This window comes from Williamsia herbipolensis (assembly GCF_036153515.1).
Classification (GTDB): domain Bacteria; phylum Actinomycetota; class Actinomycetes; order Mycobacteriales; family Mycobacteriaceae; genus Williamsia_A; species Williamsia_A herbipolensis.
This window is the reverse complement of record NZ_CP108021.1, coordinates 1,328,852-1,350,721: the sequence shown is the minus strand read 5'-3', so window position 1 is coordinate 1,350,721 and position 21,870 is coordinate 1,328,852. Positions and strand designations below refer to the sequence as shown.

The following is a 21,870-nucleotide window of genomic DNA, read 5'->3' as shown; positions in this document are numbered from 1 at the left end:
CGATGACCACCGAGGGGGCCGACCCGCTCGACGACTACCGACGGTCCGGTTTCGCTGGCTCGGTGGGGTTCGGTGCGCGGCCCGCGGTCCTGGCCATCGACCTCGCCCGCGCCTATGTCGACGACTCCTCGCCGCTGCGTGCGCCGGTGGAGTCGTCGGTGGCGGCGTCGGCCCGCCTGGTCGCGGCCGCGCGTGAGTTGTCGGTCCCCGTCGTCTTCACCCGCGTGAGCTATCGCGTCGACCCCGACACCGGGGAGATCGTCGACGGCGGACTGTTCGTCGAGAAGATCCCGTCGCTGCGGGTGTTCGCCGAGAATTCGCCGCTGGCCGACTTCGTCGACGACCCGCGGCCGGTCGGGGCCGAGGTGGTGGTGACCAAGCAGTACGCGAGTGCGTTCAGCGGAACGTCGCTCGCGGCGACCCTGCGTTCGCGGGGGATCGACACCCTCGTGATCTGTGGCCTGTCGACGAGCGGCTGCGTCCGCGCGACCGCGACCGACGCCCTGCAGCTCGGGTTCCGTCCGATCGTCGTCGCCGACGCCTGCGGCGACCGCACGGCGGAGATCCAGGCCGCCAACCTCATGGACCTGCAGGCGAAGTACGCCGACGTCGTCGACCTCGAGCGTGCCGTGTCGTTGCTCGCGGGGACCGCCACCGGCTGACCCGCGGGCGGAGGGTGTGTCGATCTCGTCGGTAACGTTCTGCGGGCTCGCGACGAGATAGGTGCGACGCGTTCTCTATCTCGAAGGACACCACGCATGGCTTGGATCCCCACCGACCACTTCCCGGCACCCGACTCCTCGGGCGCCGCGACGCGACCGGCATGGCTGCGACCGGCGGTGCTTCGCCCGGTGGCCATCGTCCTCGCGGTGTGTGTCGTCCTGTTCGCGCTCGCCACACTGCTGGTCAGCAACAACAAGGCGGGCGCGCTCATCGGACACCCGGAGAAGCTGCGCCCCGGCTGCACGTGGGATTCGTCGGGCAACTACGTCCAGAACTGCAAGGTGTGGTCGCCGTCGAACAACCGGTGGGTCATCGTGCAGATCCGCGCCTCGAACACCAGCACCCAGGGCGTCTACCTGCTCGACGGTATGCGCGCCCGCGACGACCGTTCGGCCTGGACCACCGACGTGCAGGCCGCCAAGGTCTACGACGGCAAGTCCGACACCACGCTGGTGATGCCGGTCGGTGGCGCGTCGTCGTTCTACACCGACTGGAACGGTGGCGCCGGCGCGGCGAACACCCCGATCAAGCAGGAGACCTTCCTGACCTCGGAGCTGCCCGATTACCTCAACCGTGAGTTCGGTGTCGCCAAGAGCGGGAACGCGATCGTCGGTCTGTCGATGTCGGCCGGTCCCGCGGTGACGTTGGCCGAGAAGCATCCCGAGCAGTTCAAGGTCGTGCAGGCCATGTCGGGGTACTACCAGACCAACAACCCGCTGGGCGCGCTCGGTGTCTTCGCGACACAGACGATGGTGTCGAACTACACCAACGGCATCATCAACATGTGGGGTGCGCCGGGCAGCGCGCAGTGGCAGCAGAACGACGCCTCGCAGAACCTCGCCAAGCTCAAGGAGAACGGTCAGGTCCTGATCGTCTCCTCCGGCAACGCCTTCCTGTCGCCGCAGGAGATGGCCAAGCTCAAGCCCGCCGATCAGATCAGTGCCATCCTGCTCGAGGCGCTCTCGGCGGTCTCGACGGTGCTCTTCCAGCTGCAGGCCGCGCAGGCCGGCGTCTCGGTCATCACCATCCCGAACTACGGCGGACACGACTGGGACAACTGGAACCGTGCCCTGCAGGCAGGCAAGACCAGCGTCATCGAGGGCATGAAGGCCGCGCCGCCGGTCACGAACAAGACCACGGTGCTCGCCGCCGCGCGGATCGCCTCGGCGTCGTCGTCGGCGGCGTCCTCCTCCTCGGCGGCGTCGTCCGCGCCGTCGAGCAGTGCGTCGGCCGCCCCGTCGACGAGTTCGTCCTCCTCGCCCGCCTCGTCGTCGGCGTCATCGTCGGCCGCGCCGTCGTCGTCGGCACCGTCGTCAGAGTCCTCGGTCAGCACCACCCCGTCGGCCGCTCCGGCTCCGTCGAACGCGTCGACCCCTGCCTCGGCTCCGGCGAGCACGCCGGTGTGCGCCTCGGTCGACCCGTCGGCAAGCCCCGCTGCGAGCACGTCCGCGGTGCCGACCTGCGCGCCGGTCAACTGACGCGTCGAGGTCAGGCCGGCCCGGTGCGGAACTGCGCGTCGGGACGGTCGGCGACGGCGGCGTCGAGCCGGTAGGTCATCTCGTCGGACATGGTCGGTAGATCGTCGAGCGGGAACCACCCGCAGTCGGTGTTCTCGTCGTCGCTGACCGTCGGTTCGCCCGACACCCACCGCATCCGGAACGTCAGATCGAGGTACTGCGACACGTCGCCGTTGGGATAGGTCACCGGCTTCGTCACGTGCGTCGAGGCCAACCGCTCGGGTTCCACCACGCACCCGGCCTCCTCGAGCACCTCGCGCACCGCCGCGACGGCCGGTTCCTCGCCGGGGTCGATGATGCCGGTGACCGGGGTCCAGGCCCCGTTGTCGCTGCGCTTGACCAGCAGGACGTGCCCGTCTCGGAGGACGACCGCGGTCACCCCGGACAACCACAGGGGTGCATGACCGATCCGTTCACGGAGATCGAGGATGAAATCGGGAGTGGGCATGGCGCCGACTGTATTCGGCCGCGCCCGACATGACCGTTCACGTGCGGTCCCGGCCCTCGATTGGGCACGCAAACCCGCCAGTTGGGCACGTAAACCCGCCAGTTGGGCACCTGAACCCGCCGGTTGGGCACGTCAATGCCCCGGTTGGACACCCGACGGCACGTCGGTCCCGGTGGGTCGGCTGCCTCGGTGATCTCGTGCCCAACTGTGGTCGTTACGTGCCCAGCTGCGGTCGTTACGTGCCCAACTGGGGTCTGCTGTGAGCGAAGCCACGGCGAGGTGGTGTGTAAGCATGTAATCATGTAATCATGTAATCACCCAACGAAGGAGTGGAGACATGAAGGAACACAACCGCGGCGGTCGTCGTGGCGGATGGCAACAGGCCGAACTGCCCGATGCGAGCGACGCATCGGCATGGTTCGTCGGGCGTCTGCCCGACGAATGGTTCGACGGCGCGCCCGAGGTCGTCGTCGATCGTGACGAGATCACCGTCGTCGGCACCCTGACGGCGCCGAACGGTGACGGGGGCAGCGCGGCCGCAGAAGGGCGTGCCTCCCGGTTCCGCGAGGACACCCGTGAGCAGCGGATGACCATCGCCGACGAAGCTCAGGCCCGGTACGCCCGGAAGGTGTCGTGGGGCGTGCAGGTCGGCGAGCAGCGAATCCTGTTCACCCATCTGGCCGTTCCGGTGATGACGCGGTTGCGTCAGTCCGAGCGGCAGGTCCTCGACACCCTCGTCGACGCCGGCGTGGCGCGGTCGCGTGCCGACGCGGTGGTGTGGTCGGTGAAGCTCGTCGGTGAGCACACCGAGGCCTGGCTCGCCGAACTGCGGGAGGCGATGGACTCCGTGGACACCCTTCGGGCCAAGGGGCCCCAGCTCTGAATCAGCGCCGGGCCAGCAGGCGTTGCAGTGCCGGGCCGTACATCGACACCACCTGTGCCGGAGTGAGGTCGACGATGCTGGGGACGCGCAGCACATAGCGCATCATCGCCATACCGATGAGGGTCGAGGCGATCACCTCGACCGATACGTCGCTGTCGGCGCCCGCCGCGTCGACCGCCGGCCGCACCTGCGCGGCGAAGATGGTCCGCATCTGTTCGGCCGCAGCCGGTTCCGTGGCCGCTGACGCCAGCAGGAGTTGCAAGGACTCGCCGTGCGGGCCCTCCCAGCGGTCCAGGAACGTCTCGACGATCACCGCGCCGAGGCGGCGCCGGTGGACCTCGGTGAAGTCGGGCAGGTGGAGGTCGACCGACGTCGCCGCCTCGTAGAGACCGCGCTTGCTGCCGAAGTAGCGCATCACCAGCGCGGGATCCACGCCGACGTCGCCCGCGACCGCCCGCACGGTCGTCGCGGCGAATCCCTCGGAGGCGAATCGACGCCGAGCCGCCGACATCAGCGCGGCGCGTGTGCGCTCGGCGTTGCGGGCGGTGTCGCCGCGAGTGGTCGGATCGGGCATGGGAAGAAGTGTATGTCAACGACCGTTGACTCCGGCGGTGGACCGAAGCTAAAGTCAACGCATGTTGACTTCTATGCGGTCGTCGGTTCTGGTGGTCGGCGCGGGCCCGACCGGCCTGACCGCGGCAACGGCTCTGGCGGCACGCGGTGTGACCGTCCGGATCGTCGACGCCGCGAGCGAGGGGGCCAACACCTCCCGCGCCGCGGTGGTGCACCCTCGGACCCTCGAGGTGCTCGAGGCGGTGGACGTGACGCGTCGGATCCTCGCACGCGCCGTACGCGTGCCCCGCTTCGACATCCGTGACGGGTCGAACTCGATTGCGCAGCTCGATTTCTCGACGCTGCGCACCGACTACCCGTTCACCGCGATGATCTCCCAGGCCGACACCGAGGCGATCCTGCGCGACCGGCTCGCCGAGAGCGGTGTCGCGGTCGAGTGGAACACCCGACTCGACGATCTCGACGCCGACGGGCACGCCCGCCTGCGCGATCCCGCGGGTGTGTCGCGGACGACGCGGTTCGATGCGGTGATCGGTGCCGACGGAATGCGCAGCGCGGTGCGCGACGCCGTCGCGATCGGCTTCCCCGGATCGGGGTACGAGCAGTCGTTCGTCCTCGCCGACGTGTCGATGGCGTGGCCGGTTCCCCGCGACACCGTGTCGTTGACCTTCGCACCCGAGGGTCTCGCGGTCGTCGCGCCACTGCCCGACAACCGCTTTCGCGTCGTCGCGACGGCCGATGATCCGTCCGAGCACCCCGCCGGCGCCGACATCGAGTCGTTGCTGCGCGCTCGCGCGGGCGCCGCGGAGGTCGGGGACGTCGCCTGGAGCGGTCGGTTCCGGGTCCACCACCGTCTGGCCGAGAGCTACCGTCGTGGCGTGGTCTTCCTGGCCGGCGACGCCGCACACGTCCACTCGCCGGCAGGCGGGCAAGGGATGAACACCGGGATCCAGGACGCGCTGGTGCTCGCCGAGATCCTCACCACGGGAGTCGATCCGGACTCCTACGAACGCCGTCGTCGCCCGGTTGCCCGCCGCGTGTTGCGACTCACCGACCGGATGACCCGCGCGGCGACCGTCGACGTGACCGGTGCCCGGGCCGTCCGCAACACCGTCATCCGCGCCGGCCTGAGCGTCCCACCCATCCGACACCGCATCGCGATGGAGATCTCGGAGCTCGCCTATCGTTGACCGCGTCGCACCCGAGTGTCGTCCGAAGGGGAGAGTCGTGATCGAGACCTGGCGTCTGTGGACCGGCGAAGACGGTGACTCGCACACCGAACGCGGGGTCATCGACCTCCACCCGGAGCACCTCACCAGTAGCACGGCGTCGGCGACGAGTGTGCACTTCGCCGAGACCGCTCCCGGGGCCGACCTCGGGTGGCACCCGGCGCCGCGACGCCAGCTCGTCATCACGCTCAGCGGCGTGCTGCACTTCCGGACCCGCGACGACGAGGGCTTCACGCTCCGCCCGGGGGTGGTGCTGCTGGCCGAGGACACCACCGGCACGGGTCACGTGTGGCATCTCGACCCCGACACCGCGTGGCGCCGCGCCTACGTCGTGCTCGCCGACGACACCGATGTGGGGTTCCGGGCCGACGCCTGAGATCGCAGGCGCACCCGGCGGGGACGTCCGAGGGGAGATCCCTCACAGGCGGAATGATCGTCGCCCCGGCCGTCGTTGATCTCTCCCGTGACCACCCCCGCGCTGTTCGAGCCCCTCACCCTGCGATCGCTGACCGTCCCCAACCGTGTCTGGCTGTCGCCGATGTGCCAGTACAGCTGCTTCGCCCGCGACGGCGTGCCCACCGACTGGCATCTCGTGCATCTCGGATCGCACGCCATCGGTGGCTTCGGACTGATCATGACCGAGGCGGCCGCGGTGACCGCCGACGGGCGTATCAGCCCCGAGGACGCGGGTCTGTGGAACGACGAGCAGGCCACCGCGTGGCGTCGAGTCACCGATTTCGTGCACACCCAGGACTCGCTCATCGGTGTCCAGCTCGCGCACGCGGGCCGCAAGGCCTCGACCTACTCGCCGTTCGCCGATGGCGAGGGTTCGGTTCCGGAGTCCGAGGGTGGCTGGGAGGCGGTGGCACCGTCGGCCGTCGCCTTCGACGGGTACGCCACCCCGAGAGCGCTCACCGTCGACGAGATCGGGGACGTGGTGACGGCATTCGGCGACGCGGCCCGGCGGGCATCGTCGGCCGGCTTCGACACCGTCGAGATCCACGCCGCCCACGGCTACCTGATCCACGAGTTCCTCTCGCCGCTGTCGAATCACCGCGACGACGCCTACGGCGGCGACGTCGCCGGCCGCACCCGACTCGCGATCGAGATCGCCGACGCAGTGCGCGCCGCGGTCGGTGACGCGGTGCCGGTGCTGTTCCGCATCTCCGCGACCGACTGGACCGAGGGTGGCTGGAGCGCCGAGGATTCGGTGACGCTCGCCGAGATGCTGCGTGAGCACGGCGTCGACCTCGTCGACGCATCGACCGGCGGCAACGTGATCGCCGACATCCCGGTCGGGCCGGGTTACCAGGTCGAGTTCGCCGCCCGGATCCGCGGTGGGGCCCAGATCGCGACCGCCGCCGTCGGGATGATCACCGACCCGCAGCAGGCCGAGACGATCCTGGCCACCGGACAGGCCGACGCGGTGTTCCTCGCCCGTGGTGCACTCCGTGACCCGGCCTGGCCGCTGCGCGCCGCCCACGAACTCGGCATCGGACACCACGACGCGCCGTACCGGCCGCAGTACCAGCGGGGCGCCTGGCGCGACTGACGGTGTCGTGTCGGGCCGGGGCCCGGTCAGGCCGGTCGGTGGATGAGCAGCGGGAGGACCGCCGCGGCGCCGGCGTCACGCAGGTGCGCGCCCGCCACGGTGATGGGCCACCCCGACCGTGACGAATCGACCACGAGCAGAACAGTTCTGCCCGCCACGTCGGGCGCCGGTTGCATCGCCGCCCGCCAGTGGGCGGCCTCGTCGGCGCCGGACGCGTCACGACCCGGATCGCCCGAGGTGTCGATCGGTTGCGTCGCGCGGTCCAACGAACCGACCGACGCGAGGTGGTCGGCCACGTGGTCGGCGATCGACCGTCCCGATCCGCCGGTGGTGAGGGACACCGCGATCTCGGGCCGCTGCACCCAGGTGGTGCGCCACGCCGACAGAGCCGCCACGGCCGCCGCGGAGATCTCCCCGAGGGCATCGGCGTCACCGCGGCGCGCCGCGGTCAGGGTGTCGGTCCACTCCGGTGCATCCGCGTGGACCAGGACCTTCCCCGGTTCGGTCGCGAGATGGCCGGGAATGCGTCCCTTGGCGCCGAAAGCACCGCCCGGCCACATCTTCCGCGGGTCGAGATCGTGGGCACCCGAGCGTAGGGTGGCCGACACCGCGCGCACCGTCTCAGGATCGGCGGCCGCCGTGAGGCCGTCGGACAGGGCTCCGCGACACACCGAGCACCGGCCGCAGGCGGCGACCTCCGGGTCGTCGAGGGATTCCACGAGCAGCGCCATCAGGCAGCGTTCGCCGCGGGTGTAGGCGCGCATGATGTCGGCCTCGCGACGGCGTGTGTCGATGATCCCGTCGTAGTGCTCGGCGTCGTAGGACCACGGCGTGCCCGTCGATCGCCACCCGCCGTCGACGCGGTCGACGGCGCCGTCGACCGCGAGCTGCTTGAGCATCAACTCCACTCGCGTACGCCGGATCCCGGTCGAGGCCTCGATCGCGATCGCCGACGGCGCCTCGTCGGAGCGGTCGAGTTCGTCGAGCACCGCCGCCATCTGCTTCGGGTCGGGGATCGTCGCGGTCGCGAAGTGGTCCCAGATTCCGGCGTCCGCCCCGGATGGCAGCAGCGCCACCACGGCGTCGTCGATGGCGCGCCCGGCACGACCGACCTGCTGGTAATACGACACCGGCGACGGAGGCGAACCGACGTGCACGACGAACCCGAGATCGGGCTTGTCGTAGCCCATCCCGAGCGCCGACGTCGCGACCAACGCCTTGAGGTCGTTGTCCCGCAGACCGTCCTCGAGGACGTGCCGACGATCGGCATCGAGCTGCCCGGTGTAGGCGGCGACACCGATCCCCTCACCGTGCACCGCGACGATCGCGTCGACGAGCCGCTGCGCGTCGGCGACGGTGAGCACGTAGACGATGCCCGATCCGGGCAGCCGGTCGATGTGGTCGACCACCCAGCCGTAACGCTCGATCGGCGTCATCGCGTCGAGAACGTTGAGCTGCAACGAGCGTCGCGCCAGGGGGCCGCGCAGCACCAGGGTGGCCGAACCGAGCTGACCGGCGACGTCGTCGGTGACGCGGGCGTTGGCGGTGGCGGTGGTCGCCAACACCGGCATCGCGGGATTCACCGTCTTGAGGACATCGGCGACGCGGCGGTAGTCGGGACGGAAATCATGGCCCCAGTCGGAGATGGCGTGCGCCTCGTCGATCACCAGCAGGCCGAGGGTGTCGGCGACGGCGTCGAGGACCCGACGACCGAAGCCGGGGTTGGCGAGGCGTTCGGGCGACACCAACAACACGTCGAGCGCACCGCTGCGGAGATCGTCCTCGATGGCCGACCAGTCACCGATGTTGGCGGAGTTGACCGTTGCCGCCCGCAGGCCCGCCCGGTGGGCCGCGGCGACCTGGTCGCGCATCAGGGACAGCAGGGGCGAGACGATGAGCGTCGGACCGGCACCCTCGGAGCGCAGGATGGCCGTCGCCGCCCAGTACACCGCCGACTTGCCCCAGCCCGTGGCCTGCACCACCAGGACCCGCGACCCCGGTGTCGTGAGCGCCGAGACCGCGGTCAACTGGTCCTCGCGCAGGGTGGCGCCCGGCCCGGCCAGGGCCTCGATGACGGTGGTGGCGGTGGCGGCGCGTGCCGTGGTCCAGGTGTTCGCTTCGGTGTCCATCGTCTTCCGACGCTACCGGCGACGCACGACACCGACGGTGCCGGCGCCGGGGTCACCATGTTCTGTGTCCACAGGTGGACGTCGCGATGCGAGACTGGGCCGCATGACGGATCGGTGGGCGCTGGCGATCGACATCGGCGGGACCAAGGTGGAGGGTGCGCTGGTCGACGACCGTGGCGCCGTGCTCGGTGCGACGCGATGCCGGGCGGGTACCGGCGGAGAACGCTCGGCGGCCGAGCTCGATACGTCGGTGGTCCAGGTCGTCGACGGTGCCCTCGATCGCGCGGCGGCCGCGGGGGTCGCCGAGGACTCGATCGTGGGGGTCGGGGTCGGTGTCGCCGGGCCGATCGACGAGCGGGCGGGAACGGTGAGCCCGATCAATCTCCCTGCCTGGCACGAGCATCCGCTACGCGCGGTGATCGCCGCACGCAAGGCCGAACGTCTACCCGGTGTTCCGCTGGAGTTCCACCGCGACGGCGTGGCGATCGCGCTCGCCGCGCACTGGGTCGGTGCGGCGCACGGTGTGGCGAACATGATCGGGATGGTCATCTCGACCGGTATCGGCGGCGGCATCATACTCGACGGCCGGGTCGTCACGGGCAATGCCGGGCACATCGGTCAGATCGAGGTGTCCGGTGCGACAGGGGAGTTGAGCCTGGGGAGTCGGACGACGTTGGAATCGGTCGCCTCGGGGCCGCACACCGTGGCGTGGGCTCGCGGCCAGGGGTGGCCGGGGACCACCGGTGAGGAGTTGGCAGCCGCGTTCGCCGCGGGCGACGATGTCGCGGTGCGCGCCGTGGAACGGTTGGCGGCGCTGGTGGGCCAGGGCGTCTGCAGTGCCGCGGCGCTGCTCGACATCGAGGTCGTCGCGATCGGGGGCGGGTTCTCGCGGGTGGCGCCGGATCTCATCGACCGGATCGGGGCGCACGTCGCGCGACACCCGTTGGACTACGTGTCACGGGTCCGGGTGATCGAGGCCGGCCTGGAGGACGAGGCGCCGCTCGCCGGCGCCGCGGCCTTCGTCCACCTGGCCGATCGGCTGCCCGCGGCGCGGTGAGCACCCCGAACAGCAATCAGCCCCGTCCACCGATCGAGATCGGTTCGGGACGGGGCTGACTGGAAGAGATCAGGTGGAGATCAGAGCGCGGTGACGCCGACGGCCTGCGGGCCCTTGTTGCCCTGCTCGGTCTCGAAGCTCACGCGATCGTTCTCGTTCAGGCTGCGGAATCCGCCGCCCTGGATCTCGCTGTAGTGGACGAAGACATCCTTGCCGCCGTCGTCGGGGGTGATGAAGCCGAAGCCCTTGTCAGCGTTGAACCACTTGACAGTTCCCTGAGTCATGGGAGATTTCCTTTGTTTCCAGTGTGCGAGAAGGCGCAGCTCACGCCATCTCGGGTTACAACTACGGGTGCGGAAGGAAATCTTGCGAATGTCCCGACGCCCTCGCGTGTAAATTCTTGCGAGCGACTATCGAACACAAAAACTTGTACCGACGACAAGTCAACAGGTAACGCGGGGTCGTGTCAACCCGATGTGCCCGCGCGTCGCGGAATCATCGACACCCGATCGGTGTCACCTCCCGATGACCCGGTCGGCGATGTCATGGAGCACCTCGAGCGAGCCGTCGTAGGGCGCGGTGTCCCGCGGCCAGTGACAGATCACGTCGCTGAAGCCCAGTTCCCCTGCCCGCCCGACCATCTCGATGTAGAGCTCGGTGCTCGACAGGGAGACGGCGGGTGAGGTGTCGATGCTCAGGTAGCTCGGGAACGACGCTCGGTCGCGACCGGCCCGCTCCAGGGACGCCTCGAGATGCCCCACCGAGGTCGCGACGCCGGCGAACCACGCCTCGATGTCGTCGGCCTTCGGTCCGGTGGTGATCCAGCCGTCGCCTGTGCGTGCCGCGTAGTCGATCGATCGGGGGCCGTTGCCCGCCAACAGGAACGGTTTGCGAGGTCGGATCGGCTCGTCGCGCAGTCGCATGTCGGTGGTGGAGAACCACCGTCCGTTCGTGGTGACGTGGTCGGTCGACAGCACCCGGTCGAGGAGATCGGTGAACTCCTGGAGGCGGTCGACGCGATCGCGGGGACTGGGGGCCGGGCCGCCGAGGAGGGTGGAGTCGGGGTCGCCACCGGCACCGAGTCCGAGCAGGAGTCGATCGTCGGAGATGTCGGCCAGCGCCTGCAGGTCGCGCGCGAACGGCGCGGGGTGCCGGTAGTTGGGCGACGCGACGAACACGCCGAGCCCGATGCGCGAGGTCGCCGTCGCGGCGGCGGTGAGGGTGGGGATCGCCCCGAACCACCGCGATTCGGGGAGACCGCCCCACACGACGTGGTCGTAGGTCCACGCGTGATCGAACCCGAGTTCCTCGGCCTCGACCCACAGTGGACGGGCCTCGCGCCAGGGGTGTTCGGGCAGGATGGCGATTCCGTGGCGCATGGGTCCCGACGCTACCGCCCGGCCGGCTCGGGGTGTGCGGATGATTAGGCCCATCGTGAGTCCAGATCTTCCTGCGCCCGCGCGCCCGGAGTTGAGTGGCCGCGTGACCAGCTCTCTCGCCTCCAGCGCGACCACCACGTCCGACGCCGATCTCGACGCACGCTTCGCACCCGTCTTCGCCCGCATCGCAGAGGGTGCACTCGAGCGCGAGGTGGATCGCCGCCTCGCGTTCGACGAGGCGGGATGGCTCAAGGAGGCGGGATTCGGGGCGCTGCGTGTGCCGGTCGAGTTCGGCGGCTCGGGCGCGACGGTTCGTCAGCTGTTCCGGTTGCTCATCGATCTCGCGGCCGCGGAATCGAACCTGCCGCAGGCCCTTCGGGTGCACTGGAGCTTCGTGGAGGACCAGCGGCTCTCGACCGACACCGAGGCGCGCGAACGCTGGCTGCGGGCGGTGGCCGACGGTCGACTCGTCGGCAACGCCATCACCGAGCCCGGTGTCGGGGCCGTCGACCGGTACCGCACCACCGTGCGCCGTGACGGTGACGGGCTGGTGGTCAACGGGACGAAGTACTACAGCACCGGCAGCCTCTACGCCGACCACATCCTCGTCGCGGCCGACCTCGACGGCGAGCGGGTGTCGGTGCTCGTCGACGGTGACGCCGACGGCGTGAGCCAGCACGACGACTGGGACGGCTTCGGCCAGCGCCTGACCGCCAGCGGCACAACCGAGTTCACCGACGTCCGCGTCGGGGAGGATCGCCTCCTGGGCGCCGGCTACGGCCAGGCGGGCCGCACCTACGGCACCTCGTACCTGCAGTTGGTGCAGCTCGCGGTGCTCGCCGGCATCGCCCGCCGCGCGACCGACGACGCGATCGACTGGGTGCGGTCGCGTACCCGCAGCTACACCCACGCCGCCGCCGACCTGCCCCGCGAGGATCCGTTGGTCCAGCAGGTGGTCGGCCGCCTGTCCAGTGCCGCCTTCGCCGCGCGCGCCACGGTGCTCGCCGTCGCCGACACCCTCGACGCCGCGCTCGACGACGCGCAGACCCGCGGGCAGTTCGACGACGCCCTCCTCGACGCGGCCGAACTCGCGTCGTCGCAGGCGCAGGCCACCGTCATCCCACAGGTCCTCGAGGCCACCACGCAGCTGTTCGAGGTGGGCGGCGCCTCGATCGTGTCCGAGCGGCTGCGTCTCGATCGGCACTGGCGCAACGCGCGGACCATCGCCACCCACAACCCGCTCATCTACAAGCTGCAGGCGGTCGGAGCGTTCGAGCTCAACGGCGACGACCTGCCGTACGCGTGGAGTGCCGGCAAGCGTCCCACCAGCTGATCGGTTCACCGCGCTGCTAGCGTGCGGCGCGTGGAGTTGATGACCGCGACCGACGCCCAGGCGTACTGGATGTCGGCCACGATCCCCAGCGACCAGTTCCTGCTCTACTGTTTCGATCGCGGTGTGGGACCCGGCGACTCGATCGACGAGATCGGGTCGGCGCTCCTCGGCCGGGCGGCCGGCATCGACGATCTGATGCTGCGGATCGTCGAGGTCCCGCACGGTCTCGACTTCCCGTACTGGGTGCACGCGCCGGTGTCGACGCGGCAGCTGCGACGGCATCGGGCCCAGGGATGGGACGACTGTCTGCGCATCCTCGGTGCCGAGATGGCGGACCAGATCGACCTCACCGACCACGGCTGGCGGGTACATCTGTTCGATCCGATCTCCGATGCCCCCGGGGTGCACGGCGCCACGGTCGTCGCGGTGCTGCAGATCGCGCACGCCCTGGCCGACGGCACCCTCGCCTCCGACATCGCCCGGCGACTGTTCGGCCCCGACCCCCTCGTGTCCGACTCCCTCGGCTCCGTCGCGGACATCGGGACCTTCTCGCCCACGAGGGCGGTCGCACGCGCGGTGGTCTCGATGCCGGTACGGGCCGGGCGTCTGGCGGTGGCCGCCGTCGGCGCCCACCGCGCGCATCGATGGCGCGAGCGCGACATCGCCGAGGGGCGGGTGTCGGCCGCCCCCGCCGGCGGGCCGCTGGTCGCCGTCAACACCCGACCTGACCACCGCCGTGAGCTGCGGACGGTCCACACCGACCGCGACGCGCTGCGGGCGATCGGTGGATCGGTGACCCGCGGTGCCCTGGTGGTGATCTCCGAAGCCCTGGCCGAGCACCTCGACGTCGACCCGTCGGTCGGTCTACGTGCGGAGATCACCGTCGCGAAACCCGGTGTCCGTCTGGCGCGCAACCACTTCCGCAATGCGGGAATCGACCTGTGGATCACCGAGCCCGACCGTGCCGTTCGTGCGCGACGCATCGGCGACGAGATCGACGCGGCGGTCCTGCGCGCCGCCCACCCCGCCACCGTGGCCGAGTCGAGGGCCATGGCGTCGGTACCGGCGGCACTGATCCGCTGGGGTGTGGCGGGTTTCGACGCCGATGTCGTCCCCGACACGATGACCGGCAATGTCGTGGTGTCCAGCGTGAACCGCGGACCCGCCGACCTCGTTCTCGGCGGCGGGCGCCTGGTGTTCACGACGGGTTTCCCGGCGCTGTCGCCGATGCAGACGCTGACGCACGGCGTGCACGGCATCGGTGACCGCGTGGTCATCTCGATCTGTTCGTCACCGACCGGTCTCGCCGACGTCGACGCCTACCGAGACCGTCTGGCCGCGCGACTGAACACCTAGACCACGTCGGTCAGATCACCGTCGGCCGTGCCGGATCCGGCGTCGGCCCCGGGGAAGGCGGTGCAGGGGGAGTGGGCCCGGGGGGAGTGGGCCCGGGAGGAGTGGGCGCAGGGGGAGTGGGCCCAGGAGGAGTGGGCGCAGGAGGGTCCGGCATCGGGGGACCGGGCTCGGGCACGGGCACGGGCGTCGGTATCGGCGGGCCGGGATCCGGCGGTTCCGGTGGCGAAGGCGCAGGTATCGGTTGTCCCATGTGCATCTCCCGTCGCAGGCGTGTGCCGTTCACGCTACGCCGCGTGTGCCCTGATCAGGGCCCGGACGGATCGCGCCACCCCTGCCGCGTCGAGCCCGGAGACCTGCAAGTGCTGCTCGGGGGTTCCGTAGAGCCGTCGTTCGGCGCGGCCGTGACCCAACGACAGGAGTCGGTGCGGCCGGTCGAGGAGGGCACTCGACACGACGTGCGCCGACGTGCCGGCCAGGTACGGCTCGACCAACACCACGTCGGGGTGTTTGCCGGATGTGTTGTGCGCCAATGCTCTCGACAGCCCGTCGGTGTCGAGGGGTCGGACGGTCGCGGTGTAGCAGACGGTCGCCTCGACGCCCTCGGTGTGGGCGATCTCCGCCGCGGCGGCCAGTGCGGCGTCGAGAACAGGGCCGACGGCGAGGATCACGAGGTTCGACGATCCGGGCCGCACGATGTGCAGCTGACCGTCGGCGGCGTCGAAGGTGGCCGAGTTCTGCTGTGCCGTCACGCGAACGTAGTGGCGTCCGCGGCGCCGGTGGGCCGCACGCATCACCGCCTCGACCTCGGCGGCGGTGCCCGGTACGTGGATCGCGACGCCGGGGATCGCGTCGATCAGCGCGACGTCGGCGTCGGTCTGGTGGGTGCGTCCGGTGGTCGACATGTCGACCGATCCGCCGGTCGAGACCAGGAGGCCGTCGACGTCCTGGTGGCCGAAGCCCAGCTTGATCTGCTCGTAGGCGCGTTCGACGAGGAAAGGCGCGAAGGTGTGCACGATCGGGAACATGCCGGCCAGCGACATCCCGGCACCGACATTCACCAGGAGCTGTTCCCGGATGCCGACATTGACGACGCGGTCGGGGTGGCGCGCGGCTGCGCCGCCGAAGAACTGTCCGCCGATCTCGGCGTAGACGAGTGCGGTGTCGGGGTCGCGGTCGACGAGGTCGACGGCGGTGTCCGCGAATCGGGTTCGTGGATCGGTCATGACTTCGCCTCCACCCTGGCGACGACCGCCCGCGGACCCGGCTCGGACGGCTGCAGTGCGCCGAGGATCGCGGTCGGATCGTGTCCGTCGATCTCGGCGGTCGACCACGATTCGAGCGCGAATCGCGCCGCGAGGCGGTGCGGTCGGCGATGGGTGGCCGAGGCGTTGTCGATGACGATGACGGTCAGACCGTCGAGCCCGATGGCGCCGGCGAAGGCGATGGCCTCGTCGTTGGACCCCTCGTCGAGTTCGGCGTCGCCGACGAGGACGAGCACACGGGCACGGCTCCCGCGGGCACGCAACGCGAGTGCGGTGCCGACGGCGAGCGGCAGCCCGTGGCCGAGCGATCCCGAGGAGATCTCGCATCCGGGGATCAGCGCCCGGTCGGGGTGCGCACCGAGCGGGGAGTCGACCGACGTCCAGTGATCGAGCCACTCGACCGGGAAATAGCCGTGTGCGGCCAGCGTCGCGTAGAACGCCATGGGCCCATGGCCTTTGGACAGATAGAACCGGTCGCGGTCGGGATCGTCGAGGCGGTCGGGGGAGATGTCGAGGACGTGGTGGTAGAGCGTCCACACCACGTCGAGGGTGGACAGTGCGGCTGCGTCGTGTTTCTCGTCGCCGGTCATCCGCGCCATCAGCGCGGTCAGGTCCCGACGACCCAGGGGTGTCGTGGTGGTCATGCGACCACGATGCAACCTCGACCTTTGTTCAGGTCAAGCGCTCGCGTCGATTCAGTGCTGGTGCCCGTTGAGCTCGGCCTGCTTGCCGTTGCCGCGGACGAGGCGCTTGGGCAGGCGGCCGGCGAGGTCGGACAGCGGGGTGACCGCGTTGTTCAGCACGTCGACGGCGTCGCGCAGTTCGTGCACCGTCTCCTGGATCGCGACGATGCTGGGGGCGAGCTGGCTGATGACCTCGGTCAGCTCGGTGATGCGGTCGATGGTGCCGCCCGGGGCGATCGCGCGCTCGACGGCACCGCCCTCGCCGACGAGCTGGTCGAGGAGTCCGCCGTCGTCGACGAGTCGGTCGATGATGCCGCCGGTCTCGGTCATCTTGTTGAGCAGCCCGTTCTCGGCGGTCAGCTTGTCGACCACCCCGCCCTCGCCGGTGAGGCGTTCGAGTATGCCCTCGTTCTCGGTGAACTGGTCGATGACGCCGCCCTTGCGGGACAGACGATCCAGCGGTCCGCCCTTGGAGGCCAGGCGGATGAGGATCCCGTCCTCCTCGGCCATCTGGTCGAGGAGACCGTCGCGGGCGGTGAGGCGTTCGAGTGAGCCGTCGGCCTCGGTGAGCCGATCGACGACGCCGCCGGGCGACAACAGGCGGTCGAGGGCGCCGTCCTGCGCCAGCATCTTGCCGATGGGACGGTCGGGGCCGAGCATCTCGGCGATCTGCCCGATGAGGGCGAGCGGCGTCCGCGCCGAGAAGTTGGTGGTGTCCTCGACGCCGAAGACGTTGTTGACCTCGTGGGCGACGTTCTCGAAGGTCAGGCGCGCGATGGTCACGCTCGACTCGACCGCGGCCAGTGCCACACCGGTCACGGCGAAGCCGACCTTGAACGGCAGCGTGTAACCGACTCTCACATCCATGGATGACAGGTTATGCCATCGCGGTGTGACGGAGAACTCATCACCGGGTTCCCCTGTCCGGGCTCGCCGAAGCGGGCGGTCAGGCCTCCGACTTCGCCTTGGCCTTCTGTTCCTTCTTGAACGCCCGGACCTTGTTCAGGGACTCCTCGTCGACGACGTCAGCGACCGAGCGGAATCCCTTCTTGCCGTAGTCGCCGACCGCGGTCGTCCAGCCCTTGGGCTTGACGTCGAGCTGCTTGGCCAGCAGGGCGGTGAAGATCTTGGCCTTCTGCTCACCGAATCCGGGTAGTGCGTTGATCCGCTTCACCAGATCGGCGCCGCTGGTGGCCTCGGTCCAGATGCGCGTGGTGTCGCCGTCGTACTCGGCGACGATCACGTTCGCCAGGTCCTGCAGTCGCTTGGCCATCGACCGCCCGTAGCGGTGGATCGCCGGTGGAGTGGCACACAGGTCGGCGAACGCGTCGGGATCGGCCGTCGCGATCTTCTCCGGGTCGAGCGTGCCGAACCGGTCGAGGACCTTCGCCGGCCCGGCGAACGCACGTTCCATCGGGAACTGCTGATCGAGCAGCATGCCGGCCAACAGGGCGAACGGATCGTTCGACAACAGCTCGTCGGCGGCCGGGTCCTGGGCGATCTGCAGTGTGACCATGTCGGGAGTCTAACTTTTGCCGCCGCACCGGTCCGCCTCGCGACACCTGCGTCGATCGCCGACTCGGCGGGGTGGGTGGGGAGTAGCGTTCCCCACGGCACAGGGTGGTCCGGAAACGGCGGGGCCCTCGGCGCCGATCCCACTCTCCACGAAGCAGATCGGGGTGGTCAGGTGAGCACATCGGCTCAGGACACCAAACAAGACCAACACGTCGCCAAGGTCATCGGCGTCACCGTCGCCGCGGCGGTCGGCGGCTTCCTCTTCGGGTTCGACAGTTCCGTGGTCAACGGCGCCGTCGACTCCATCGGGTCACACTTCGAGCTGAGCGAGTTCTTCAAGGGCTTCGCTGTCGCCGTGGCCCTGCTCGGTTGCGCACTCGGCGCGTGGTTCGCCGGTCGCCTCGCCGACAAGTGGGGCCGCAAGCCGGTGATGCTCGTGGGCTCGTTCCTGTTTCTCATCTCCTCGATCGGGACCGGATTCGCCTGGAGCGTCCCGGATCTGATCGTCTGGCGCATCCTCGGCGGCCTCGGCATCGGTATCGCCTCGGTGATCGCACCGGCCTACATCGCCGAGATCGCGCCCGCGAAGTTCCGCGGCGCGCTGGGGTCGATGCAGCAGCTCGCCATCACCATCGGCATCTTCATCGCCCTGCTCTCGGACTCCCTGCTGCAGGACAGTGCCGGCGGCGCGTCCAACGACCTGTGGTTCGGTATCGAGGCCTGGCGCTGGATGTTCTTCGTCGGCGTCATCCCGGCGATCGTCTACGGCGTCCTCGCCCTGATGATCCCCGAGTCGCCGCGCTACCTCGTCGGCAACAACCTCGACGAGGAGGCCGCCCGCATCCTGCGCGAGGTGACCGGTGAGAAGGATCCGCTCAACCGCGTCAAGGAGATCCGCCTGACGCTCAAGCGTGAATCCAACGTGTCGCTCAAGGACATCCGCGGCCCGTCGTTCGGTCTGCACCCCCTGGTGTGGGTGGGCATCTGGATCGCCGTGCTGCAGCAGTTCGTCGGCATCAACGCGATCTTCTACTACTCGACCACCCTGTGGCAGTCCGTCGGGTTCTCCGAGAGCGAGTCGTTCAAGACATCGGTGATCACCGGTGTCATCAACGTCGTGATGACCTTCGGGGCCATCCTGTTCGTCGACCGCATCGGTCGTCGCCGTCTGCTGAAGATCGGCTCGGTCGGCATGTTCATCGGCCTGGTGCTCGCGGCGATCGCGTTCACCCAGCAGCAGGGCTCGGGTGACTCGGTCACCCTGCCCGACACCTACGGCACCCTCGCCCTGATCGGCGCCAACCTCTTCGTGGTCGCCTTCGCCGCGACGTGGGGCCCGGTGATGTGGGTGATGCTCGGCGAGATGTTCCCCAACCGCATCCGCGGTGTCGCGCTCGGTGTGTGCACGGCGATGAACTGGATCGCCAACTTCGCGATCTCCCTGCTGTTCCCGCAGCTGAGCCAGAGCCTGGGCCTGGCCTACGTGTACGGGTTCTTCGCACTGTGCGCGGCGATCTCGTACTTCTACGTGCAGTTCAAGGTGCCCGAGACGAACGGTATGGAACTCGAGGACATGGGCGACCTCCGCAGCGGGAAGACGATACCGACCGAGGTCTCCTGACCCGAGTTCAACGCGACCCGTTCCCGACACGACGACGGCCGGCCGAGGGGCTCCCTCGACCGGCCGTCGTCGTCGTGCGTCAGGCGTTGGTGATGCCCACCATCGGGAGGAAGAAGCAGCTGCGGCCGCCGCTGTTCACCGTTCCGAACACCGCGGAGAGAACGGTGCCCTTGCCGGTGGCCACCGGGGCCAGCCGGGTTCCTGCGGGCGCGATGGTGGTGAGCACGGTCTTCACCGTGGCGACGGCGACGTCGCGGATCGGTCCGGCCGGGACCCCCGCGAGGTACCGGTCGATGATCGTCTGCGACGCGTCACCCATCTGGGCGAAGCCGCCCTTGCCGGAGTTGATGTTGAACCAGGCGACCTGCATGCCCGCGGTGTTCGCGTCGGGTGTGATGCCGGCGGGCACGAAGCCGTAGAGCGTCTCACCACTCTTGACGATGTTCGGGTCGATCCCGTTGATCATCGGCAGCGCCGGGAGCCCCGGTGCCGAGTAGGGCCCGGCGACCGCGCCGCCCACAGCGGGGGCGAGGCCGAACGGGTTGGTCGAGGTCGGCGCGACGCAGTTGAACGCCACCGACGGGTTGAGGAACGGCTGGATGCCGAGTTTGCGCAGGGTGTCGTTGGCCTGGGCGAGGAGTGCGCCGATGTCCTGACCCGATGCGGTGGGGGTCTGCTGTTGGGTCGCGGTGGAGTTGCCGGTCAGCGCCGAGAGGGCAGCCGCGGCGACCGAGTCGACGGGCGTGCTCTGGCCGGCCGGCACGGTGGTGGTGGTGGGCACGGCGCCGGCCGGTGCGGCTGCGACGGCGATGGCCGCGGCACTGATCGCGGCGGCGACGCCGGTGCGCAGAGCGGCGCGGCGCGCGCGGGTGTGGATCGGCATGGGGTCGGGCTCCTCGAAGCTCATGGCCGGTCTCGGCGAGGTGTCGGTCGACGCGCCGAGGGAGTGTGACAGAAGTGGCCAGGGGGGTACGAGTGAACATTCGCACGAGTGTCCGCGAGCCGCAACGCACGTGATCGAGATGAGACGCGACCGGGACCGAATCGCGTTTGGTACTGGTGCGCACAACAATTCACCCGCCGACGGCGTGTGCCGTGGCGGGTGAATGGGAGTTCGTCGAGCGCTGGGTCAGATGTAGGACAGGCCCACGGTCGGGACGATGGTGCAGCTGTTCACGCGGTTGTTGTTCTTCGTCGTCACCGCGCCGTAGATGGCGGAGAGGACGCGACCCCGGCCGGTGTTGGCGATCGCGGTGAAGGTGCCGGGACCGTTGACGGCGTTGATCTTCGCGTTGCGCTTGAGGTTGATCTGCCCGGTCCTGCCGGTGTCGATGTTGATCCAGATCGCGATCAGCGGGTTGCGTGCGTTGTCGACGGCGGGGCCGGTGCCCAGGCTGGTGTAGACGTAGCCGGCCTGTCCGCGGGCAGGGCCCGGAGCCGGGGCGGCTTGCGGACCCGCGGTCACCAGTGCGGTGCCGACCGAGTTCCCGGCGGGGGTGCAACCGAAACCGATGGTGGGGTAGAGGAACTGCTGGATCTTCGGGGCGTTGGGGCCCGTCGGGATGATCGGATCGTTGTTCGCCGCCTTGTTGTTCGCGGCGGCGACCTTGGCGACCTGCGACGGCTTGGCGGTGTTGTTCAGGAATCCGACGACCTGGTCCCAGATGGCCCCGACCTGCGGGGGCACACCCTTCGCGGTCGCGAGCGCGGTGGCCTGCGAGATCAGGGCCGGGTTGGCCTTGCCGTCGGGACCGGGGGTGGCGACCGATCCGATGATCGCGGGGAAGAAGGCGCCGACCGAATCGAGCGTCTGCTGGTCGACCTTCGGCGCGCCGGCGGCCGGAGCTGCGGCGACCGGAGCGGCGGTGGCGACCGCCGGTGCGGCCAGGGCGGTCATCACGGCGAACGCCGTGATGGAGACGGCCCGACGGGTCAACGACCCGGGACGCGCGCCTGCGTTTCGCACTAGAACACCCTTCACAGCGTGGTACTTCCCGTCTGTGGCGACACAACCGTGGTCGCCGTCGAATCTTGTCGTCCCCGTCGGCGACCTCGAGGGGCGCCGCGGGTGAGTCTAGGCGGTCACCGCGTGTCGACAACCGTCCAGGGACCATAGCGTGATACCAGAGTGACCCATGTGACTGGTGATGCGATTGTTACGCGCTGCACACACGATCGACACCGGCAGTTCAGACACTCGGCTCCGGCGCGAGGGAGTCGTATTCCCGCGCCGATTCCAGGTCGAGAACGGTCAATCCTCCCGCTGAGTGTGTGCTCAGGGCCAGCGTGACCGTGCGCCAGCGGATGTCGATGTCGGGATGGTGGTCGCGGCGCTCGGCCACCTCGGCCACCCGCCGCACGAAATCGATCGCCGCGGGGAACGACGGTGCCTCGACCGACCGTCGGATCACGCCGTCGCCCCACTCCCACAGGGGCAGGGTCGGGCGCGCTGCCTCGATCTCGTCGGGATCGAGCGGTCGAGGTCCGGTGGCGGAGTCGTCGGATGCCATGCATCCATGGTGCACCCCGCCCCGCCTGCAGCGTGCTGGTTAGATCGCGGAAGAAGAACTCCGCGCCCGGACGCCGTGTCCGGAGCGCTGGTGGGTGGAG

The 21,870-nt window shown here is 69.7% G+C and carries 22 protein-coding genes; 10 read left to right on the top strand and 12 right to left on the bottom strand.

The window, feature by feature from the left end:
* The first annotated feature begins 2 nt into the window (after nt 1-2).
* Together OG579_RS06195 and OG579_RS06190 are read left to right on the top strand one after the other, a co-directional pair.
* Entirely contained in the window at nt 3-662 is a 660-nt protein-coding gene (locus OG579_RS06195; RefSeq protein WP_328858464.1) for an isochorismatase family protein, read from the top strand.
* A 96-nt stretch (nt 663-758) separates the two neighbouring features.
* Nucleotides 759-2,201 (top strand): alpha/beta hydrolase, encoded by a 1,443-nt coding sequence (locus OG579_RS06190; RefSeq protein WP_328858463.1) that lies wholly within the window; start codon nt 759-761, stop codon nt 2,199-2,201.
* Between the two features lie 10 nt (nt 2,202-2,211).
* Here the strand turns inward: OG579_RS06190 and OG579_RS06185 are convergent, their stop codons facing one another.
* Nucleotides 2,212-2,688, bottom strand: coding sequence for an NUDIX hydrolase (locus OG579_RS06185; protein ID WP_328858462.1), 477 nt, complete (start codon nt 2,686-2,688; stop codon nt 2,212-2,214).
* 337 nt (nt 2,689-3,025) lie between these two features.
* Between OG579_RS06185 and OG579_RS06180 the strand changes: the two genes are divergently transcribed.
* The gene (locus OG579_RS06180) at nt 3,026-3,571 is read left to right on the top strand and encodes a hypothetical protein (RefSeq protein ID WP_328858461.1); all 546 of its coding nucleotides are present in this window, start codon (nt 3,026-3,028) and stop codon (nt 3,569-3,571) included.
* Nucleotide 3,572: 1 nt separating this feature from the next.
* On the opposite strand, the gene OG579_RS06175 is transcribed toward OG579_RS06180, so the two are convergent.
* Nucleotides 3,573-4,145, bottom strand: a complete 573-nt coding sequence (locus tag OG579_RS06175; RefSeq protein ID WP_328858460.1) for a TetR/AcrR family transcriptional regulator — start codon at nt 4,143-4,145, stop codon at nt 3,573-3,575.
* 61 nt (nt 4,146-4,206) lie between these two features.
* Here OG579_RS06175 and OG579_RS06170 point away from each other — a divergent pair, with 61 nt between their 5' ends.
* From OG579_RS06170 to OG579_RS06160, 3 genes are all read left to right on the top strand, one after another.
* Nucleotides 4,207-5,334, top strand: coding sequence for an FAD-dependent oxidoreductase (locus OG579_RS06170; protein ID WP_328858459.1), 1,128 nt, complete (start codon nt 4,207-4,209; stop codon nt 5,332-5,334).
* Between the two features lie 37 nt (nt 5,335-5,371).
* Nucleotides 5,372-5,749, top strand: coding sequence for a cupin domain-containing protein (locus OG579_RS06165; protein ID WP_045823489.1), 378 nt, complete (start codon nt 5,372-5,374; stop codon nt 5,747-5,749).
* Between the two features lie 87 nt (nt 5,750-5,836).
* Complete coding sequence (locus tag OG579_RS06160; protein ID WP_328858458.1) at nt 5,837-6,925, top strand: NADH:flavin oxidoreductase/NADH oxidase; 1,089 nt, start codon at nt 5,837-5,839, stop codon at nt 6,923-6,925.
* Nucleotides 6,926-6,951: 26 nt separating this feature from the next.
* Here OG579_RS06160 and OG579_RS06155 read toward each other — a convergent pair whose 3' ends face one another.
* Nucleotides 6,952-9,054, bottom strand: a complete 2,103-nt coding sequence (locus OG579_RS06155) for a RecQ family ATP-dependent DNA helicase (protein WP_328858457.1) — start codon at nt 9,052-9,054, stop codon at nt 6,952-6,954.
* 103 nt (nt 9,055-9,157) lie between these two features.
* On the opposite strand from OG579_RS06155, the gene OG579_RS06150 reads away from it, so the two are divergent.
* Nucleotides 9,158-10,111 carry an ROK family protein gene (locus OG579_RS06150; protein ID WP_328858456.1) on the top strand — a complete coding sequence of 318 codons (954 nt, stop codon included), beginning with the start codon at nt 9,158-9,160 and terminating at the stop codon, nt 10,109-10,111.
* 80 nt (nt 10,112-10,191) lie between these two features.
* Here OG579_RS06150 and OG579_RS06145 read toward each other — a convergent pair whose 3' ends face one another.
* Nucleotides 10,192-10,395 carry a cold-shock protein gene (locus tag OG579_RS06145; RefSeq protein WP_045823485.1) on the bottom strand — a complete coding sequence of 68 codons (204 nt, stop codon included), beginning with the start codon at nt 10,393-10,395 and terminating at the stop codon, nt 10,192-10,194.
* A 231-nt stretch (nt 10,396-10,626) separates the two neighbouring features.
* A complete protein-coding gene (locus OG579_RS06140) occupies nt 10,627-11,490 on the bottom strand; it encodes an LLM class flavin-dependent oxidoreductase (protein WP_328858455.1) in 864 nt (287 codons plus the stop codon).
* A 91-nt stretch (nt 11,491-11,581) separates the two neighbouring features.
* Between OG579_RS06140 and OG579_RS06135 the strand changes: the two genes are divergently transcribed.
* Nucleotides 11,582-12,823: an acyl-CoA dehydrogenase family protein gene (locus OG579_RS06135; RefSeq protein ID WP_408068804.1), complete on the top strand. Its 1,242-nt coding sequence runs from the start codon at nt 11,582-11,584 to the stop codon at nt 12,821-12,823.
* A gap of 30 nt (nt 12,824-12,853) precedes the next feature.
* On the top strand, nt 12,854-14,179 hold the full coding sequence (locus OG579_RS06130) for a WS/DGAT/MGAT family O-acyltransferase (protein WP_328858453.1): 1,326 nt from the start codon (nt 12,854-12,856) through the stop codon (nt 14,177-14,179).
* Nucleotides 14,180-14,463: 284 nt separating this feature from the next.
* Here OG579_RS06130 and OG579_RS06125 read toward each other — a convergent pair whose 3' ends face one another.
* The 4 genes from OG579_RS06125 to OG579_RS06110 form a co-directional block, all read right to left on the bottom strand.
* Nucleotides 14,464-15,402, bottom strand: coding sequence for a transketolase family protein (locus OG579_RS06125; protein ID WP_328858452.1), 939 nt, complete (start codon nt 15,400-15,402; stop codon nt 14,464-14,466).
* Nucleotides 15,399-16,085 (bottom strand): transketolase, encoded by a 687-nt coding sequence (locus OG579_RS06120; protein ID WP_328858451.1) that lies wholly within the window; start codon nt 16,083-16,085, stop codon nt 15,399-15,401. The genes OG579_RS06125 and OG579_RS06120 overlap by 4 nt, the downstream gene beginning before the upstream one ends.
* A 51-nt stretch (nt 16,086-16,136) precedes the next feature.
* Complete coding sequence (locus tag OG579_RS06115; protein WP_045823480.1) at nt 16,137-16,991, bottom strand: hypothetical protein; 855 nt, start codon at nt 16,989-16,991, stop codon at nt 16,137-16,139.
* A 79-nt stretch (nt 16,992-17,070) separates the two neighbouring features.
* Entirely contained in the window at nt 17,071-17,640 is a 570-nt protein-coding gene (locus tag OG579_RS06110) for an HhH-GPD-type base excision DNA repair protein (RefSeq protein WP_055790516.1), read from the bottom strand.
* A 171-nt stretch (nt 17,641-17,811) separates the two neighbouring features.
* On the opposite strand from OG579_RS06110, the gene OG579_RS06105 reads away from it, so the two are divergent.
* Complete coding sequence (locus OG579_RS06105; protein ID WP_328858450.1) at nt 17,812-19,260, top strand: sugar porter family MFS transporter; 1,449 nt, start codon at nt 17,812-17,814, stop codon at nt 19,258-19,260.
* A 79-nt stretch (nt 19,261-19,339) separates the two neighbouring features.
* On the opposite strand, the gene OG579_RS06100 is transcribed toward OG579_RS06105, so the two are convergent.
* The 3 genes from OG579_RS06100 to OG579_RS06090 form a co-directional block, all read right to left on the bottom strand.
* Complete coding sequence (locus OG579_RS06100) at nt 19,340-20,167, bottom strand: hypothetical protein (protein WP_328858449.1); 828 nt, start codon at nt 20,165-20,167, stop codon at nt 19,340-19,342.
* Between the two features lie 222 nt (nt 20,168-20,389).
* Nucleotides 20,390-21,157, bottom strand: a complete 768-nt coding sequence (locus OG579_RS06095; protein WP_328859171.1) for an Rv1157c family protein — start codon at nt 21,155-21,157, stop codon at nt 20,390-20,392.
* A gap of 292 nt (nt 21,158-21,449) precedes the next feature.
* Nucleotides 21,450-21,770 (bottom strand): 4a-hydroxytetrahydrobiopterin dehydratase, encoded by a 321-nt coding sequence (locus OG579_RS06090; RefSeq protein WP_328858448.1) that lies wholly within the window; start codon nt 21,768-21,770, stop codon nt 21,450-21,452.
* Between the last annotated feature and the right edge of the window lie 100 nt (nt 21,771-21,870).

Coding starts and splice junctions, on each gene's coding strand:
- OG579_RS06195 (WP_328858464.1), top strand. CDS start 3: ATGACCACCGAGGGGGCCGACCCGCTCGACGACTACCGACGGTCCGGT.
- OG579_RS06190 (WP_328858463.1), top strand. CDS start 759: ATGGCTTGGATCCCCACCGACCACTTCCCGGCACCCGACTCCTCGGGC.
- OG579_RS06185 (WP_328858462.1), bottom strand. CDS start 2,688: ATGCCCACTCCCGATTTCATCCTCGATCTCCGTGAACGGATCGGTCAT.
- OG579_RS06180 (WP_328858461.1), top strand. CDS start 3,026: ATGAAGGAACACAACCGCGGCGGTCGTCGTGGCGGATGGCAACAGGCC.
- OG579_RS06175 (WP_328858460.1), bottom strand. CDS start 4,145: ATGCCCGATCCGACCACTCGCGGCGACACCGCCCGCAACGCCGAGCGC.
- OG579_RS06170 (WP_328858459.1), top strand. CDS start 4,207: ATGTTGACTTCTATGCGGTCGTCGGTTCTGGTGGTCGGCGCGGGCCCG.
- OG579_RS06155 (WP_328858457.1), bottom strand. CDS start 9,054: ATGGACACCGAAGCGAACACCTGGACCACGGCACGCGCCGCCACCGCC.
- OG579_RS06150 (WP_328858456.1), top strand. CDS start 9,158: ATGACGGATCGGTGGGCGCTGGCGATCGACATCGGCGGGACCAAGGTG.
- OG579_RS06145 (WP_045823485.1), bottom strand. CDS start 10,395: ATGACTCAGGGAACTGTCAAGTGGTTCAACGCTGACAAGGGCTTCGGC.
- OG579_RS06140 (WP_328858455.1), bottom strand. CDS start 11,490: ATGCGCCACGGAATCGCCATCCTGCCCGAACACCCCTGGCGCGAGGCC.
- OG579_RS06125 (WP_328858452.1), bottom strand. CDS start 15,402: ATGACCGATCCACGAACCCGATTCGCGGACACCGCCGTCGACCTCGTC.
- OG579_RS06120 (WP_328858451.1), bottom strand. CDS start 16,085: ATGACCACCACGACACCCCTGGGTCGTCGGGACCTGACCGCGCTGATG.
- OG579_RS06115 (WP_045823480.1), bottom strand. CDS start 16,991: ATGGATGTGAGAGTCGGTTACACGCTGCCGTTCAAGGTCGGCTTCGCC.
- OG579_RS06110 (WP_055790516.1), bottom strand. CDS start 17,640: ATGGTCACACTGCAGATCGCCCAGGACCCGGCCGCCGACGAGCTGTTG.
- OG579_RS06100 (WP_328858449.1), bottom strand. CDS start 20,167: ATGAGCTTCGAGGAGCCCGACCCCATGCCGATCCACACCCGCGCGCGC.
- OG579_RS06095 (WP_328859171.1), bottom strand. CDS start 21,157: ATGACCGCCCTGGCCGCACCGGCGGTCGCCACCGCCGCTCCGGTCGCC.
- OG579_RS06090 (WP_328858448.1), bottom strand. CDS start 21,770: ATGGCATCCGACGACTCCGCCACCGGACCTCGACCGCTCGATCCCGAC.